The 15,624-nt window shown below is 69.8% G+C and carries 12 protein-coding genes and 4 tRNA genes; 7 read left to right on the plus strand and 9 right to left on the minus strand.

The window, feature by feature from the left end; translation table 11 throughout:
- Positions 1–27 precede the first annotated feature (27 nt).
- From ACGFR9_RS23385 to purM, 3 genes are all read left to right on the plus strand, one after another.
- Positions 28–813 carry an META domain-containing protein gene (locus ACGFR9_RS23385; RefSeq protein WP_393211768.1) on the plus strand — a complete coding sequence of 262 codons (786 nt, stop codon included), beginning with the start codon at positions 28–30 and terminating at the stop codon, positions 811–813.
- Positions 814–875: 62 nt separating this feature from the next.
- Entirely contained in the window at positions 876–2,402 is a 1,527-nt protein-coding gene (gene purF / locus ACGFR9_RS23390) for an amidophosphoribosyltransferase (RefSeq protein ID WP_393211770.1), read from the plus strand.
- Positions 2,403–2,434: 32 nt separating this feature from the next.
- Positions 2,435–3,502, plus strand: a complete 1,068-nt coding sequence (gene purM, locus ACGFR9_RS23395) for a phosphoribosylformylglycinamidine cyclo-ligase (protein ID WP_393211772.1) — start codon at positions 2,435–2,437, stop codon at positions 3,500–3,502.
- Positions 3,503–3,624: 122 nt separating this feature from the next.
- On the opposite strand, the gene ACGFR9_RS23400 is transcribed toward purM, so the two are convergent.
- Together ACGFR9_RS23400 and ACGFR9_RS23405 are read right to left on the minus strand one after the other, a co-directional pair.
- Positions 3,625–3,873, minus strand: a complete 249-nt coding sequence (locus tag ACGFR9_RS23400; protein WP_030215800.1) for a DUF3073 domain-containing protein — start codon at positions 3,871–3,873, stop codon at positions 3,625–3,627.
- Positions 3,874–4,191: 318 nt separating this feature from the next.
- Positions 4,192–5,280 carry a Leu/Phe/Val dehydrogenase gene (locus tag ACGFR9_RS23405; protein ID WP_393211774.1) on the minus strand — a complete coding sequence of 363 codons (1,089 nt, stop codon included), beginning with the start codon at positions 5,278–5,280 and terminating at the stop codon, positions 4,192–4,194.
- A 219-nt stretch (positions 5,281–5,499) separates the two neighbouring features.
- On the opposite strand from ACGFR9_RS23405, the gene ACGFR9_RS23410 reads away from it, so the two are divergent.
- Positions 5,500–6,342 carry a hypothetical protein gene (locus ACGFR9_RS23410; protein WP_393211776.1) on the plus strand — a complete coding sequence of 281 codons (843 nt, stop codon included), beginning with the start codon at positions 5,500–5,502 and terminating at the stop codon, positions 6,340–6,342.
- A gap of 542 nt (positions 6,343–6,884) precedes the next feature.
- The gene (bldC, locus tag ACGFR9_RS23415; RefSeq protein WP_003949541.1) at positions 6,885–7,091 is read left to right on the plus strand and encodes a developmental transcriptional regulator BldC; all 207 of its coding nucleotides are present in this window, start codon (positions 6,885–6,887) and stop codon (positions 7,089–7,091) included.
- Positions 7,092–7,525: 434 nt separating this feature from the next.
- Here the strand turns inward: bldC and ACGFR9_RS23420 are convergent, their stop codons facing one another.
- The 7 genes from ACGFR9_RS23420 to ACGFR9_RS23450 all read right to left on the minus strand — a co-directional run bounded on the left by ACGFR9_RS23420 (position 7,526) and on the right by ACGFR9_RS23450 (position 14,378).
- A complete protein-coding gene (locus ACGFR9_RS23420; RefSeq protein WP_393211779.1) occupies positions 7,526–7,702 on the minus strand; it encodes a DUF6274 family protein in 177 nt (58 codons plus the stop codon).
- Between the two features lie 468 nt (positions 7,703–8,170).
- A tRNA-Asp gene (locus ACGFR9_RS23425) sits at positions 8,171–8,245 on the minus strand.
- Between the two features lie 93 nt (positions 8,246–8,338).
- A complete protein-coding gene (gene hrpA, locus ACGFR9_RS23430) occupies positions 8,339–12,325 on the minus strand; it encodes an ATP-dependent RNA helicase HrpA (protein WP_393211781.1) in 3,987 nt (1,328 codons plus the stop codon).
- A 115-nt stretch (positions 12,326–12,440) separates the two neighbouring features.
- Positions 12,441–12,514, minus strand: a tRNA-Phe gene (locus ACGFR9_RS23435).
- Between the two features lie 24 nt (positions 12,515–12,538).
- Positions 12,539–12,613: transfer RNA gene (locus ACGFR9_RS23440), tRNA-Asp, on the minus strand.
- Between the two features lie 37 nt (positions 12,614–12,650).
- Positions 12,651–12,723 (minus strand) — tRNA-Glu (locus ACGFR9_RS23445).
- A gap of 80 nt (positions 12,724–12,803) precedes the next feature.
- On the minus strand, positions 12,804–14,378 hold the full coding sequence (locus tag ACGFR9_RS23450) for a metallophosphoesterase (protein ID WP_393211783.1): 1,575 nt from the start codon (positions 14,376–14,378) through the stop codon (positions 12,804–12,806).
- 84 nt (positions 14,379–14,462) lie between these two features.
- Here ACGFR9_RS23450 and ACGFR9_RS23455 point away from each other — a divergent pair, with 84 nt between their 5' ends.
- Positions 14,463–14,813: a metallopeptidase family protein gene (locus ACGFR9_RS23455; protein ID WP_159534388.1), complete on the plus strand. Its 351-nt coding sequence runs from the start codon at positions 14,463–14,465 to the stop codon at positions 14,811–14,813.
- Positions 14,814–14,885: 72 nt separating this feature from the next.
- On the plus strand, positions 14,886–15,428 hold the full coding sequence (locus ACGFR9_RS23460) for a hypothetical protein (protein ID WP_393211785.1): 543 nt from the start codon (positions 14,886–14,888) through the stop codon (positions 15,426–15,428).
- The last annotated feature ends 196 nt before the right edge of the window (positions 15,429–15,624 follow it).

A 15,624-nucleotide genomic window follows, 5' to 3' on the forward strand; every position in this document is an offset into this window, starting at 1 on the left:
CCTGCTCCCCGCCCTCGTCGAATCGACATGTACAGGCAGAAGCACAAGCAGCGCATGACCCTGACGGCCGTCGCCGTGCTCGTCGTCCCGCTCGCGGCTGCCTGCGGCGGCGAGCGGGCGGGGGCCGGCAGCGGCTCCGCGCGGGCGGCGGAACCGGTCACCGGTGTCCGCTGGACCATCGACAGCGTCACCGTCGACGGCACCACCCACCGCGCCCCGGACGGGGCGAACCTCACCCTGGACGACGAGGGCGGCGCCGAGGGCAGCTACGGATGCAACCTGTTCAAGGGCCGGGCCGTCGTCGAAGGCGACCGCGTCCGGTTCGGCGAGCGGGAAACCACGTTGCGGGCCTGCGACGAGCAGACCATGGACCTCGAACGCACCCTCGCCGAGACCCTCGGCGACGGCACTCTCAGGACCGACGCGCACGACGGCCGCCTCACCCTCACCACCGCGTCCGACGACACCGTCCGCCTGACCAGGTCCGAGGACACCCCGTTGTACGGCACCAAGTGGACCGTCACCACCCCCGCCCTCGACCACCGCGCCCACCTCACCTTCGACGGTGAGGACGGCACCGTCGCCGGCCGCCTCGGCTGCAACCAGGTGAACGCCGACGCCACCGTGCGCGACGGTCATATCACCCTCGGCGTGCCGTCCCTGACCCGAATGGTGTGCGAAGACTCACTCATGGACGGCGAGAGGGCGCTGACGAAACTTTTCGGTGGCACCGTGGACTACCGGATCGAAGGCCAGACCCTCACGCTGACCAGCGAAAACGGCGAGAGCGTCCGAGCCGTCGCCCAGCGCTGATCCGCGGCCGGGGCCGTATCCCGCATTCGGATCAGCGCCCGGCCTCGCCTACACTCGGAGGCGTGCCACGTGGTGACGGACGACTCAACCACGACCTGCTCCCCGGCGAGAAGGGCCCCCAGGACGCTTGCGGCGTCTTCGGTGTCTGGGCTCCGGGCGAAGAGGTCGCCAAGCTCACGTACTTCGGGCTCTACGCCCTCCAGCATCGGGGCCAGGAATCCGCGGGAATCGCGGTCAGCAACGGCTCCCAGATCCTCGTCTTCAAGGACATGGGCCTTGTGTCCCAGGTCTTCGACGAGACCTCTCTCGGATCGCTCCAAGGTCATATCGCGGTCGGACACGCCCGCTACTCGACCACCGGCGCGTCCGTGTGGGAGAACGCCCAGCCGACGTTCCGCGCCACCGCGCACGGATCCATCGCGCTCGGCCACAACGGCAACCTGGTCAACACGGCGCAGCTCGCCGAGATGGTCGCCGAACTCCCCAAGGAGAACGGCCGTGCCCCCAAGGTGGCGGCCACCAACGACACCGACCTGATCACCGCCCTGCTGGCCGGCCAGCGCGCCGCCGACGGCGAACCGGTGACCGTGGAGCAGGCCGCGCACGTGGTCCTCCCCAAGGTCAGGGGCGCCTTCAGCCTCGTCTTCATGGACGAGAACACCCTCTACGCGGCCCGTGACCCCCAGGGCATCCGCCCTCTGGTCCTCGGCCGCCTGGAGCGTGGCTGGGTCGTCGCCTCCGAGTCCGCCGCCCTCGACATCTGCGGCGCGAGCTATGTGCGCGAGATCGAGCCGGGCGAGTTCGTCGCCATCGACGAGAACGGACTGCGTACCTCCCGATTCGCGGAAGCGAAGCCCAAGGGCTGTGTCTTCGAGTACGTGTACCTGGCCCGCCCGGACACCGACATCGCCGGCCGGAACGTGTACCTCTCGCGCGTCGAGATGGGCCGCCGCCTCGCCGCGGAGGCCCCGGCCGAGGCCGACCTGGTCATAGCCACGCCGGAGTCCGGCACCCCGGCCGCCATCGGCTACGCGGAAGCGTCCGGTATCCCCTTCGGCGCCGGCCTGGTCAAGAACGCGTACGTCGGACGTACGTTCATCCAGCCCTCGCAGACCATCCGGCAGCTCGGCATCCGCCTGAAGCTGAACCCGCTCAAGGAAGTCATCAAGGGCAAGCGCCTGGTCGTCGTCGACGACTCGATCGTGCGCGGCAACACCCAGCGCGCCCTGGTCCGGATGCTCCGTGAGGCGGGCGCCGCCGAGGTCCACATCCGGATCTCCTCGCCGCCCGTGAAGTGGCCCTGCTTCTTCGGCATCGACTTCGCCACCCGCGCCGAGCTCATCGCCAACGGCATGACCATCGACGAGATCGGCACCTCGCTGGGCGCCGACTCCCTGTCGTACATCTCCATCGACGGCATGATCGAGGCGACCACCATCGCCAAGCCGAACCTGTGCCGCGCCTGCTTCGACGGCGAGTACCCGATGGATCTGCCCGACCCCGAGCTCCTCGGCAAGCAGCTCCTGGAGACCGAGCTGGCCGCCGGCACCGCCGCCCCGGCCTCGGTCGACGCGATCCGCCGCCCGTAAGCCCTGACGGACGACAGAAAGCTCTCACAGTCATGTCCCAGAACACTGGTGCCAGCTACGCAGCGGCGGGCGTCGACATCGAGGCGGGCGACCGCGCGGTCGAGCTGATGAAGGAATGGGTGAAGAAGACGCGGCGCCCCGAGGTCCTCGGCGGCCTCGGCGGATTCGCCGGACTCTTCGACGCCTCGGCCCTGAAGAAGTACGAGCGCCCCCTGCTGGCCTCCGCCACCGACGGCGTCGGTACCAAGGTCGACATCGCGCGCCGGATGGGCGTCTACGACACCATCGGCCACGACCTGGTCGCCATGGTGATGGACGACATCGTGGTGTGCGGTGCCGAGCCGCTCTTCATGACCGACTACATCTGTGTCGGCAAGGTCCACCCCGAGCGCGTCGCCGCGATCGTCAAGGGCATCGCCGAAGGCTGTGTGCTGGCCGGATGCGCCCTGATCGGCGGGGAGACGGCCGAACACCCCGGGCTGCTGGGTCCGGACGACTTCGACGTCGCCGGCGCCGGTACGGGGGCCGTGGAGGCCGACCGGCTGCTCGGCCCGGACCGCATCCGTACGGGTGACGCGGTGATCGCCATGGCGTCCTCCGGCCTTCACTCGAACGGCTACTCCCTGGTCCGGCACGTGCTGCTGGACCGGGCCAGGCTCGCCCTGGACGGCCGGATCGACGAGCTGGGCCGCACCCTCGGCGAGGAGCTCCTGGAGCCCACCAAGATCTACTCGCTGGACTGTCTGGCGCTGATCCGCACCGCCGAGGTGCACGCCTTCAGCCATGTCACCGGCGGCGGCCTCGCGGCCAATCTCGCGCGGGTGATCCCCGACGGACTGCACGCGACCGTGGACCGCTCCACCTGGGCGCCCGGACCGGTGTTCGACCTGGTGGGCCGGACCGGTGCGGTCGAGCGGCTGGAGCTGGAGAAGACGCTGAACATGGGTGTCGGCATGATCGCGATCGTGCCCCAGGAGTCCGTGGACGTGGCGCTGACGACGCTGGCCGACCGGGACGTGGACGCCTGGGTCGCCGGTGAGATCACCGACCGGGGCGAGCACGGCACGGGCGCGACCCTCGTCGGTGACTACGCGAAGTGAGCGACGGTGTGCTGCCCGCGCGGAAGGCGTGCGGGCAGCACACCGGGCGACCCGGCCCGCGGAGGCAGCACTAAACCCGGTCGGTGACCGAAGTCACCGACCGGGCTGTGATCCACGCAGGGTCAAGCGCCGCGACGCTGTTGGGAGGACGGGCCGTCCTCGTCCTCGTCGTCGTCCTCATAGAGGTCGGCGTACCGTGCGTACAGGTCTTCGTCTTGCTCATCGTCCTCGAAATGCTCACCGTTCGGTGGCTGGTTCGAAGGCGATGCGCCCAGCTCCTCGGCCAGGCGTGAGAGGTCAGTCCCACCGCTGTTGTACTTCAGCTGGCGGGCGACCTTCGTCTGCTTGGCCTTGGCCCGGCCGCGCCCCATGGCTCGACCCCCTCAACGACGGGGCTCGACGGCCCCAGAGTCTTGACACGCGTTCATGGTCCAGAACGGACTCTCCGCGGAGAGTCCGGTCCGTAGGGCTCCCACGGTACCTGAGCCCACGCCCATACGGTACGTCGCCCGCATGACGGGCTCGCGCCCGGGACCGCCGAGACACCTTGTTCTCGCTGGTCAACCGCGATTTTAAGCACTTCCCCACGGTCGACCCGCCGGGAGAAGTGAGAGTTCTCTCCAACCGCCCCCCGGCGGGTACCGTTCACACGTACGAAGGCGTCCCGGGGCCGGGACCCCTCGCGCGTGTCATCGCACCGGACGTGCCTCCGCCATCCGCTGCTCGGCGATCCGGTCGGCCGCGGCGGCCGGCGGAATACCGTCCTCCTTCGCACGTGCGAATATGGCGAGCGTGGTGTCGAAGATCTCGGACGCCTTCGCCTTGCTCCGGTCGAAGTCGAATCCGTGCAGCTCGTCGGCGACCTGGATGACACCGCCGGCGTTCACCACGTAGTCGGGCGCGTAGAGGATTCCGCGGTCGGCGAGGTCCTTCTCCACACCCGGGTGGGCGAGCTGGTTGTTGGCGGCGCCGCAGACGACCCTGGCGGTCAGCACCGGCACGCTGTCGTCGTTCAGCGCCCCGCCGAGCGCGCACGGGGCGTAGATGTCCAGTCCCTCGGTGCGGATCAGCTCCGCGGTGTCGGCGACGGCCGAGACATCCTCGGGGTGCCGGTCGAGAACGCGTCGTACGGCGTCCTCGCGCACATCGGTGATCACGACCTCGGCGCCCTCGGCGCGCAGGTGCTCCACCAGGTGGTGGCCGACCTTGCCGACGCCCGCGACACCGACCTTGCGGTCACGCAGCGACGGGTCGCCCCACAGGTGCTGGGCGGCGGCCCGCATGCCCTGGTAGACGCCGAAGGAGGTGAGCACGGAGGAGTCGCCCGCGCCGCCGTGCTCGGGGGAGCGCCCGGTGGTCCAGCGGCACTCGCGGGCCACGACGTCCATGTCGGCGACGTACGTGCCGACGTCGCACGCGGTGACGTACCGGCCGCCGAGCGAGGCCACGAACCGGCCGTAGGCCAGCAGCAGCTCCTCGCTCTTGATCCGCTCCGGGTCGCCGATGATCACGGCCTTGCCGCCGCCGTGGCCGAGCCCGGCCATGGCGTTCTTGTACGACATTCCGCGCGCGAGGTTCAGCGCGTCGGCGACGGCCTCCTCCTCGGAGGCGTACGGGTAGAAGCGCGTGCCGCCGAGGGCGGGGCCCAGCGCGGTGGAGTGGATGGCGATGACGGCCTTGAGGCCGGTGGCACGGTCCTGGCAGAGCACGACTTGCTCATGGCCTCCCTGGTCCGAGCGGAACAGGGTGTGCAGGACGCCGTCAGATACGTCGGTCACTGTGGTGACTCCTGAGTAATAGCGGCGGGCGGGATCCGCCCCCGTAGAGGTGGCGGGGGCTGTGGCACGAGGGTAGATCCTCACGCGCGCGACGATGGCACCGTGTCGCGGATCACCTCCCACCGGAGTACCGCCGTGTGACGGTTTGCACGGGTTTCCCACCCGTCCGGGCGGGGGGCGGGCAGGTTTTCCCGGCGATCCGCGGGGGAGGGAGCAGGCGTGCCCAAGGTGTCCTCGGTGATGGTCCCCTACGCGACCTATCTGCGCGTGTACGAACCGCTGGCCGCCTTCCCGGAACGGGAGCGCGGCCACTGGGCCCGTTACGCGCGCCGCCCCGACCGCCCCTCGAGCCAGGACGAGATCCGCCGGGCCCTGGCCGGCCTCGCGGCCACCCCGCCGGCTCCGGTGCCGGCGCACGAGAGCGACGACGCGTTCGTACTGGAGTCCGACGGCGTGGTCTGTGTCTGCCCCTGGCGCACCCGGCTGCGCGGCTGGCAGGCCCTGGGCGAGCTCGCCGAGGACTTCCCGCTGCCGGTCCTGGACGCGTTCCTGCCCCCGGTCGTACGGCACCAGGCCACCCAGGACTACGAGCGCTGGCTGGCCGACCATCCGGACGCCCGGCCGTGGATCCGCACCGCCACCTGGCAGGTGCCGATCAACTGGTTCGTGCTGTTCGCCGACGACGAGCGGGAGTACGTCGGGCGCTCCGCCGGCGAGGCGCCCGTACTGCGCTACCGGACCCCCATGGTCCAGGCCCGGCGCCGGGTGGCCAGGGCGCTGCGGGCGCTGCGGGACGCCATGGACGACAACCTGCTGATCGAGGGCCTCGTGGACGTCGGACGCTGGCTGGAGGAGTTCCACCCGCGCGCGCTGGTCGAGCTGGACTACGGCGGACTGGTGCACGCGCTGCCGGACGGCACGCTGGAGGGGGACCACTCGGCGGCGGACGTGGCCGAGGGGATCGCCGCGCTGCGCCGGGGCGACGAGGAGGGCGCCGGGGCCGCTTACGGGCGTCTCGTGGAGCGCTGGCGGTCGGTTCGGGACCTGCGTTCGGCGAACTGACGTTTGACCAATCGCCGTTCATGGGGTTTCGTCTTCGCCCTGAGGTGTTCTGAGGTTCCGTCAGTACGGCGCCGGCTTGCGGACGTAGTCCGCCGATCCGGGCGTATGTCCCAAGCGCGTCAAGCGTGACGGACCGCACGTACGCGGCCCTTGCGCCCCTTGCCCCTCCTCATGCCAAAATAGGACAAGGAGTCCGGGGAGGACTCCTCCGTCCTGCTGTGCTCCACTATGGGCGGAATCTCAGCATTGCGCGCTTTGGGGGGTCTGACGACTCCTGAACGCTGCTGTGACTGATCGTCACAGTGGCGTGACTGTCCGCTATGGCATGGTCCATCGGCTTCCGCGGCTGATGAACACCTGGGAGGGCAATTCCATCGGTTTGGCCGACGTGGCTGGACAGATGGTGTAGTTGTAGTGCCGAGGACAAGCCGTTCGTCCTATAACCGACTCGACTCGCGTCCGCCATTTCGGGCAACGCGGGTCAAGGTGCAGAATTTAGAGGAAAGAACCGAGAAGGTTCGGTTCTCCCGAGGAGGCCGCTCATGACCGCTCGCACCCCTGATGCCGAGCCGCTGCTGACCCCGGCTGAGGTTGCCACCATGTTCCGCGTCGACCCGAAGACGGTCACGCGCTGGGCGAAGGCAGGCAAGCTCACGTCGATCCGCACGCTCGGCGGGCACCGCCGCTACCGCGAGGCGGAGGTCCGCGCACTGCTCGCGGGCATTCCGCAGCAGCGCAGCGAGGCCTGAACCACCGCATGAACCGGGCATAACCGGCTGGTCCCCCACCAGTCGGGACGTCCGGGAACTTGGCTCCAAGCGACGCGGGGACTGCCCCAACAGGCCCCTCGCCCAAGCCGATCAGGCTTCACAGGCAACTGAACAAGGGTGCGTCGTCGATCGCACTGGACTCCGCCGGGTCCAGTGCGATCTTTTTTGTGCGCCGTCCGGGGTTCGGCCCGGTCCCGGCCGACCCGGGTGCGGGCTCTGTGAGCGGGCTTGTCGGACTCTGGGGAGGGGTGGGGGATCACCTGTGTGCCGGCTTGTGCGGACCTCTCCGGGCAGTGCAATTGCACATATTAAATTGACCTGTTGTAGGTGAGGCGTAAGTACAGCCCTTCCCAAAACTCATACGGTGACACCCGTCACATACCAGTCGGCTTGTTGGGCGTACGGCATATGCGCTAGATGGAACGGGCGTCGGCGCCGGGTTGTTCCCCGGCCGGCCGGGGGGCCTCCGTCGCCATCCGCAGGAGGTGACGACAGATCGGACAGTGCCGGGTGAGATGCCGGTACGACGAGGCGGCCGACAGATGCGCCCGGAGCAACGCCCGCGTCTCGTGCCTGGCCGATGTCGCCATACGCCACCTCCGGGGGCACACGAGGCCGTGCCCTGCCTCTTGAAGTACCGAGCCCGGGGAGCCACGTCAAGACGGCACGAGGCCCCACGCGCGGGTGTGTGGCGGGGCGAGAGCCCTTCAGGACGGAACGCTGCGCTTGGTACCCGGCTGTACGGCAGAGCACCGTGTGCACGGCGGCAGACGCCCGGACGACGCCGTGCACAAGGGGTGCGGGCCTTTGGTCGGTTGCGGTCCTGACGGGATTTGCTGTGCTGGTTCGCGGCTTCGCCGCGGGGCGCGGCCTCGGGGTGGGCGTCTCATGCCGAAGGCCCGCGTCCCGTGTTGGGGGGTGCGGGCCTTTGGTCGGTTGCGGTCCTGACGGGATTTGCTGTGCTGGTTCGCGGCTTCGCCGCGGGGCGCGGCCTCGGGGGTGGGCGTCTCACGCCGAAGGCCCGCGTCCCATGAGGGGCGCGGGCCTTCGATCGAATGCGGTCCTGACGGGATTTGAACCCGCGGCCTCCACCTTGACAGGGTGGCGAGCACTCCAAACTGCTCCACAGGACCAGGTTTCGCAGTGCGATTCCTGCGTTGCGCTGCGAGAAGGACTGTACAGGAGGGTGAGCCCGCTGGTCGAACTCACCCTGTGTACGGACGCCGTTACGGTACCGCCGCGTCGATCGCCTTCACGATCCGCTTGTCCGACACCGGGTACGCCGTACCGAGCGCGTGGGCGAAATAGCTGACCCGCAGCTCCTCGATCATCCAGCGGATGTCCCGCACCTGCTGAGGCACCGGCCGCCCCTGTGGCAGTTGCTCCAGCAGCCACGCGTACTCGTCCCGCATCTCGTGGACCTTCGCCATGCGTGTGGTGTCCCGCTGCACGTTCGCCGGCATCTGCTGCAGGCGCCGGTCCGCGGCCACCAGATAGCGCATCAGGTCCGGCAGCCGCCGCAGCCCCGCCTGAGTCACGAACCCGGGCCGTACGAGCGCGTCGAGCTGCCCCCGTACGTCCTGGAGGTTCGGGAGCAGCGCGGGGCTCCGTACGCCCTTCAGCCGCCGCTCACAGGCCTGCCACGCCGCCAGCACCTGCTGGACCTGGCCCACCGCGCGGACCGTCGTGTCGACGATCTCCGCGCGGACCTTGTCGTACAGCTTCCGGTAGGACTCCTCGTCCCACACCGGACCGCCGAAGTCGGCGATCAGCCGGTCCGCCGCCGCCATCGCGCAGTCGTCGAACAGCGCCTGCACCGAACCGTGCGGATTCGCGGACAGCGCCAGCTTCTGCGGGTTCGTCAGCTTCTCGGATGCGAACTTCGCGGGGTTCACCGGGATCGACAGCAGGATCAGCCGGCGGGTGCCCTTCCACATCGCCTCCGCCTGCTCGGCCTCGGTGTCGAACAGCCGCACGGACACCGTGTCGCCGTCGTCGACCAGCGCCGGATACGCCTTCACCGGCTGTCCGGCCCGGCGTGTCTCGAAGACCCTGGTCAGTGAGCCGATCGTCCAGTCCGTCAGCCCCTTGCGTTCCAGGGACTCGCCGCCCTGGCGCTGTGCCGTGGCGGCGGCCGCCTGGGACAGCGCCTGGCGGGCCTTCGGGCGCAGCCGGAGCTTGAGCGCCTCCAGATCCTTGTCCTCGGCGACCTTGCGGCGCCGCTCGTCCACGATCCGGAACGTCACCCGCAAGTGGTCGGGAATCCGGGACCAGTCGAAGTCCTCCGCCTCGAACGGCACCCCGACCATCCGCTTCAGCTCACGGGCCATCGTCACGGTCAGCGGCTCCTGGAGGGGCACCGCCCGCTCCAGGAACGCCTTCGCGAAGTTCGGCGCCGGCACGTAGTTGCGCCGGATCGGCTTGGGCAGCGAACGGATCAGCTCGGTGACGACCTCCTCGCGCAGACCGGGGATCTGCCAGTCGAAGCCCTCGTCCGTCACCTGGTTCAGCACCTGGAGCGGAACGTGGACCGTCACACCGTCCGCGTCCGCGCCCGGCTCGAACTGGTACGTCACCCGGAACTTCAGCTGCCCCTGGGGCCACGAGTCCGGGTAGTCGGCCTTGGTGACCGCCTCCGCCGACTCACGGATCAGCATCTCCCGCTCGAAGTCGAGGAAGTCCGGCTGCTCGTGCCGCTTGTGCTTCCACCACGAGTCGAAGTGCGCGCCCGACACCACGTGTTCGGGGATCCGCTGGTCGTAGAAGTCGTACAGCGTCTCGTCGTCGACCACGATGTCCCGGCGCCGGGCGCGATGCTCCAGCTCCTCGACCTCGGTCAGCAGCCTGCGGTTGTCGGCGTAGAACTTGTGGTGCGTGCGCCAGTCGCCCTCGACCAGCGCGTTACGGATGAACAGCTCCCGGGAGATCTCCGGGTCGATCCGGCCGTAGTTCACCTTGCGCTGCGCCACGATCGGCACGCCGTACAGCGTGACCTTCTCGTACGCCATCACGGCCGCCTGGTCCTTCTCCCAGTGCGGCTCGCTGTAGGTGCGCTTGAGGAGGTGCTCCGCGAGCGGTTCCACCCACTCCGGTTCGATCTTCGCGTTGACCCGCGCCCACAGCCGGGACGTCTCCACCAGCTCGGCCGACATCACGAACCGCGGCGGCTTCTTGAACAGCGCCGACCCCGGGAAGAGGGCGAACTTGGCGTTCCGCGCGCCCAGATACTCGTTGCGCCCGCCGTCCTTGCGGCCGGCCGCGCCCGAGTCCTTGGACTCCTTCACGTCCTTCATGCCGACGTGTGACAGCAGACCGGCCAGCAGGGAGAGGTGGACCCGGTCGTCCGCGGCGTCCTCCTCGTTGAGGTGGATGCCCATCTGCTTGGCGACCGTGCGCAGCTGTGTGTAGATGTCCTGCCACTCGCGGATCCGCAGGAAGTTCAGATACTCCTGCTTGCACATCCGGCGGAACGACGACGAACCGCGCTCCTTCTGCTGCTCGCGGACGTACCGCCACAGGTTGAGGTAGGCGAGGAAGTCGCTGGACTCGTCCCGGAACCGGGCGTGCTGCTGATCGGCCTGCGCCTGCTTGTCGGCCGGCCGCTCCCGCGGATCCTGGATCGACAGGGCGGCGGCGATGACCATGACCTCGCGGACACAGCCGTTCCTGTCCGCCTCCAGCACCATGCGGGCCAGCCGCGGGTCCACCGGCAGCTGCGCCAGCTTCCGCCCGGTCTCGGTGAGCCGCTTGCGCGGGTCCTTCTGCGCCACGTCGAGCGCGTTCAGCTCCTGGAGCAGCTGCACACCGTCGCGGATGTTGCGGTGGTCCGGCGGGTCGATGAAGGGGAACTTCTCGATCTCGCCCAGGCCGGCCGCCGTCATCTGCAGGATGACCGAGGCGAGATTGGTGCGCAGGATCTCCGCGTCCGTGAACTCCGGACGAGTCAGGAAGTCGTCCTCGCTGTACAGCCGGACGCAGATGCCGTCCGACGTACGGCCGCAGCGGCCCTTGCGCTGGTTGGCGCTGGCCTGCGACACCGGCTCGATCGGCAGCCGCTGCACCTTGGTGCGATGGCTGTAGCGGGAGATACGGGCGAAACCGGGGTCGATGACGTACTTGATGCCCGGCACGGTCAGCGAGGTCTCGGCGACGTTGGTCGCCAGCACGATCCGGCGGCCGCTGTGCTGCTGGAACACCCGGTGCTGCTCGGCGTGCGACAGCCGGGCGTACAACGGCAGTACCTCGGTCGACCGGTACCGCTTCTTCGTCAGCGCGTCCGCCGTGTCCCGGATCTCCCGCTCACCGGAGAGGAACACCAGGATGTCGCCCGGTCCCTCCGCCATCAGCTCCTCGACGGCGTCCGTGATCGCGGTGATCTGGTCCCGGTCGGCGTCGGCAGCGTCGTCGGGGTTCTCCTCGAGCAGCGGCCGGTACCGCACCTCCACCGGATACGTACGCCCGCTGACCTCGATGATCGGCGCGTCCCCGAAGTGCCGGGAGAACCGCTCCGGGTCGATGGTCGCGGACGTGATGACGACCTTGAGGTCCGGCCGCTTCGGCAGCAGCTGGGCGAGATAGCCGAGCAGGAAGTCGATGTTGAGGGACCGCTCATGGGCCTCGTCGATGATGATCGTGTCGTAGGCGCGCAGCTCACGGTCGGTCTGGATCTCCGCGAGCAGGATGCCGTCCGTCATCAGCTTGACGAAGGTGGCGTCCGGGTTCACCTGGTCGGTGAAGCGGACCTTCCAGCCGACGGCCTCGCCCAGCGGGGTGTCGAGCTCCTCCGCCACCCGCTCCGCGACCGTACGCGCGGCGATCCGGCGGGGCTGGGTGTGCCCGATCATGCCCCGGACACCCCGGCCCAGCTCCATGCAGATCTTCGGGATCTGCGTGGTCTTGCCGGACCCGGTCTCACCCGCGACGATCACCACCTGGTGATCACGGATCGCCTCGGCGATCACGTCCTTCCTCTGACTGACCGGAAGCTGCTCGGGATAGGTGACCGCGGGCACCCGGGCGCGGCGGCGGGCCATCCGCTCCTCGGACCCGGCGACCTCCGCCTCGATCTCGGCGAGCACGGCGGCGCGGGCCTCGGGTTGACGGATCCTGCGTGCGCCTTCCAGCCTGCGCCCGAGCCGGTGCGCGTCGCGCAGCGACAACTCGGTCAGACGGGAGGCGAGAAGGCCGAAGGCGGGGGCAGAGTGCGTAGACATACGGACTCCAGGATCTCATCCCGCGAAAATTCGCGGCCAATGATTTTGCCGGGGTGCGGGGGCACGTGCGGAGAGCACACAACAAGGCCCCGATCGATGATCGGGGCCTTTGCTGTGGCTGGGGCCGGGGTCGAACCGGCGACCTATCGCTTTTCAGGCGATCGCTCGTACCAACTGAGCTACCCAGCCGTGATGTTTCACGTGAAACATCAGCGGTCCTGACGGGATTTGAACCCGCGGCCTCCACCTTGACAGGGTGGCGAGCACTCCAAACTGCTCCACAGGACCAAGCGTGTCGTACGACAGTGTCGCACAGGGTGGTGCGTGCCCCCAACGGGATTCGAACCCGTGCTACCGCCTTGAAAGGGCGGCGTCCTAGGCCGCTAGACGATGAGGGCTATCGGCCCGCCTGGGCGCTTCGCAGCGCGTCGGGGACGTGAGAAGCATACGTGGTGTCGGGAGAGTTCGCCAAAACGGTTTACGGCGCGGTCGTCGAGGGCGTGACCGAGGGGGTTGTGGAGGAGGGGGAGGGCGAGGTGGTCGCGCCCGGCTGGTTCTCCTCCGGGAGGTGTCGGCTCACCTCCGCCGTGGTCAGTCCGAGGCCGCCCAGCTCGATGGCGTCCCAGGCCTGCAGACGCCGGGTGTCGCGGTCGAAGTAGAGGATCGACGTCTCGATCGGGTCCGGGTACTTGCCCTCGATGGCGCGCAGCCCGCTGCCGCCGGTGGAGCCCTCGACGCGCAGCCGGGTGCCGTACTCCATGACCTCCGTCTCCTCGTGGTGGACATGTCCGGCCAGGACGAGCGGCACGGTGCCGTCGACCTCGCGCGCGGCGGACGGTTCGTGGGCGATCGCCACGTCCACCGGGGTGCCGGCGGTCCGCTCGTCGCGCAGGGCGGAGGCGAGCCGGGCGCCGGCCAGCTCCTGGGACTGCTCGGCCCCGTTCGTCTTCGAGCGGTCGGGGGTGAACTGCGGGTCCCCGATACCGGCGAAGCGCAGGCCGGCCACCGTCCTCGCCCTGCCGTCGTCGAGGACGTGGACGTTCTTCAGGCCTTCGAGATAGCGCTGGGTGACGAGCGAGTCGTGGTTGCCGCGGACCCAGACATAGGGCGCGCCCAGCTGCTCGATGGGGTCCAGGAAGCCGTTCTCGGCGGCGCTCCCGTGGTCCATCGTGTCGCCGGAGTCCACGATCACATCCACCTGGTACTGCTCCACCAGCGAGGCGATGATCTTCCAGCTGGCCGGGTTGAGGTGGATGTCCGAGACGTGCAGCACGCGGATGGTCGTCGGGTCGGGCTGGTAGGTCGGGAGGGTGGAGGTGGCGTCGTAGAGCTTGGTCACATTGGTGACCAGGCGCGCCAACTCCTGCTGGTAGACGTCGAACTCGGTGACGATGCTGCGCGCGTCGCCGACCAGCGACGGGGCGGAGGAGAGCAGCCCGGAGAACTTGGGCTCCAGAACGGAGTCGGGGTTCCAGGTGGCGTACGCCGTGCCGCCGGAGGCGGCCAGCAGGCCGAGGGCGAGGCCGCCGGCGGCGAGGGCGCGGCGGGGCCGGCGGTAGACGAGCAGGCCGAGGGCGGTGGCGCCGGTGACGACGGCGACGCAGGAGCGTACGGCGAGGTCGGCGGTGCCGCGGGCGATGTCGTCGGCGACCTCGTCCTGGAGGCCGGAGAGGCGTTCGGGGTGGTCGACGAGGGCCTGGGAGCGCTCGGGGTCGAGCTGGTCGACGTTGACGTCGAGGCGGACGGGCGCGGTGTGGCTGTCGAGCTGGAGCGCGCCCAGCGGGGACACGTTGATCTTCGTGCCGCCGGTGAGGGAGGGGCGCAGGGTCATGGTGGTGTTCATGGGGCCCACGGGGACGCGCACATTGCCGACGACGAGCAGACCGAGCCAGGCGCCGAGCACGACCACGGCGACCAGGCCGGCCGCACGCACCCAGGGGCGCGACGAGGAGGCCGGGGCGACCCCCGTGGGGGCGGTCCGGCGGGGGACCAGGGCCCGCGGGACCCGTGCGAGGCGGTGGAGGGCGTTCGGGACGGAGGGGACGCGGGCCATTGATCCCGTATGCCCAAGTCGGCGCCCGGATATGCGGAGGCCGCGCGCGACTCGTACGGACGGTTCGTACCCGACAATGGCTGTGTGCTGGAGATGACGCGGGAGATGTTCGAGGAGCTGGTCGCCGAGGCGCTGGACCGGATCCCGCCGGAGCTGACGCGGCTGATGGACAACGTCGCGGTGTTCGTGGAGGACGAGCCGCCGGCGGACGATCCGGAGCTGCTCGGGCTGTACGAGGGGACACCGCTGACGGAGCGCGGCGAGTGGTACGCGGGTGTGCTGCCGGACCGCATCACGATCTACCGGGGGCCGACGCTGCGGATGTGCGAGTCCCGGGAGGACGTCGTCGCGGAGACGGAGATCACGGTGGTGCACGAGATCGCCCACCACTTCGGTATCGACGACGCCCGCCTGCACGCGCTCGGCTACGGGTGAGCCGTACGCGTGTCTTCTTGCGGGTGGCGGGAGTTGGGGTGGTTGACCCTGTACTCCAAACGGAGGTGGCCCGTGCGCCGCTTGTACGTACCCGTCCGCCTGGCCGTCACGGCCGTGGCCGTCGTCGCCGCCGCCGGCTGCATGAGTGTGGGTGACGACGGAGCGGGCGGACCCGCGGGGCCGTCGCACTCCGAGGGGAGTCCCGGCGGTGAGGCGGGGGACGGCGGCGCGGCGGTGTCGGGCGGCGGGCCCGGCCACGGTGCCCCGGAGGCCGACGGCGCACGCGGGGCCCGCGAGGACGAGGGGCACGGGAACAGGGCGAAGAAGGGCAGGGCGGGGAAGGCCGGTTCCGCCGAGGCGTCGCCGTCACCGGGGGCGAGCGGGACCGCGCCGGACGACGGCGGACCCGGCGGTCCCGCCGGACCGACCCCCGGCGACCGGCCCGTCCCCCCGGAGCCGACGCGGGCACCCGACCCGGATCCCACCCCCACCCCGCCCGAGCCGTCGGCCCCGCCCGAGCCGACACAGCCCGAGCCGTCCTCGTCGGCCCACCAGCCGCCCGACCCCCAGCTGGAGCAGCGGGAGCCGGCACCGGAAGCGGGGGCACCCGCCTGAGCGTTTTCCGCCCCTCGGACCCCCCGCTCACCAGCCGGTTTGCTTTCAAGGGTCCCGGGTGCGTATGGTGGCAGATCGTTTGATCCTATTTGCCCGGCGCCACTGCAGAGCGCGCCGTGTGGCGCGTACTCTCCCCTTACCGTGGTGGACCGCATCGAGGCGGTCGTTATTGCGAATCGCGATTCACGGAGTTGAC

This window comes from Streptomyces sp. NPDC048584 (assembly GCF_043199595.1).
GTDB classification, from domain to species: Bacteria; Actinomycetota; Actinomycetes; order Streptomycetales; family Streptomycetaceae; genus Streptomyces; species Streptomyces edwardsiae.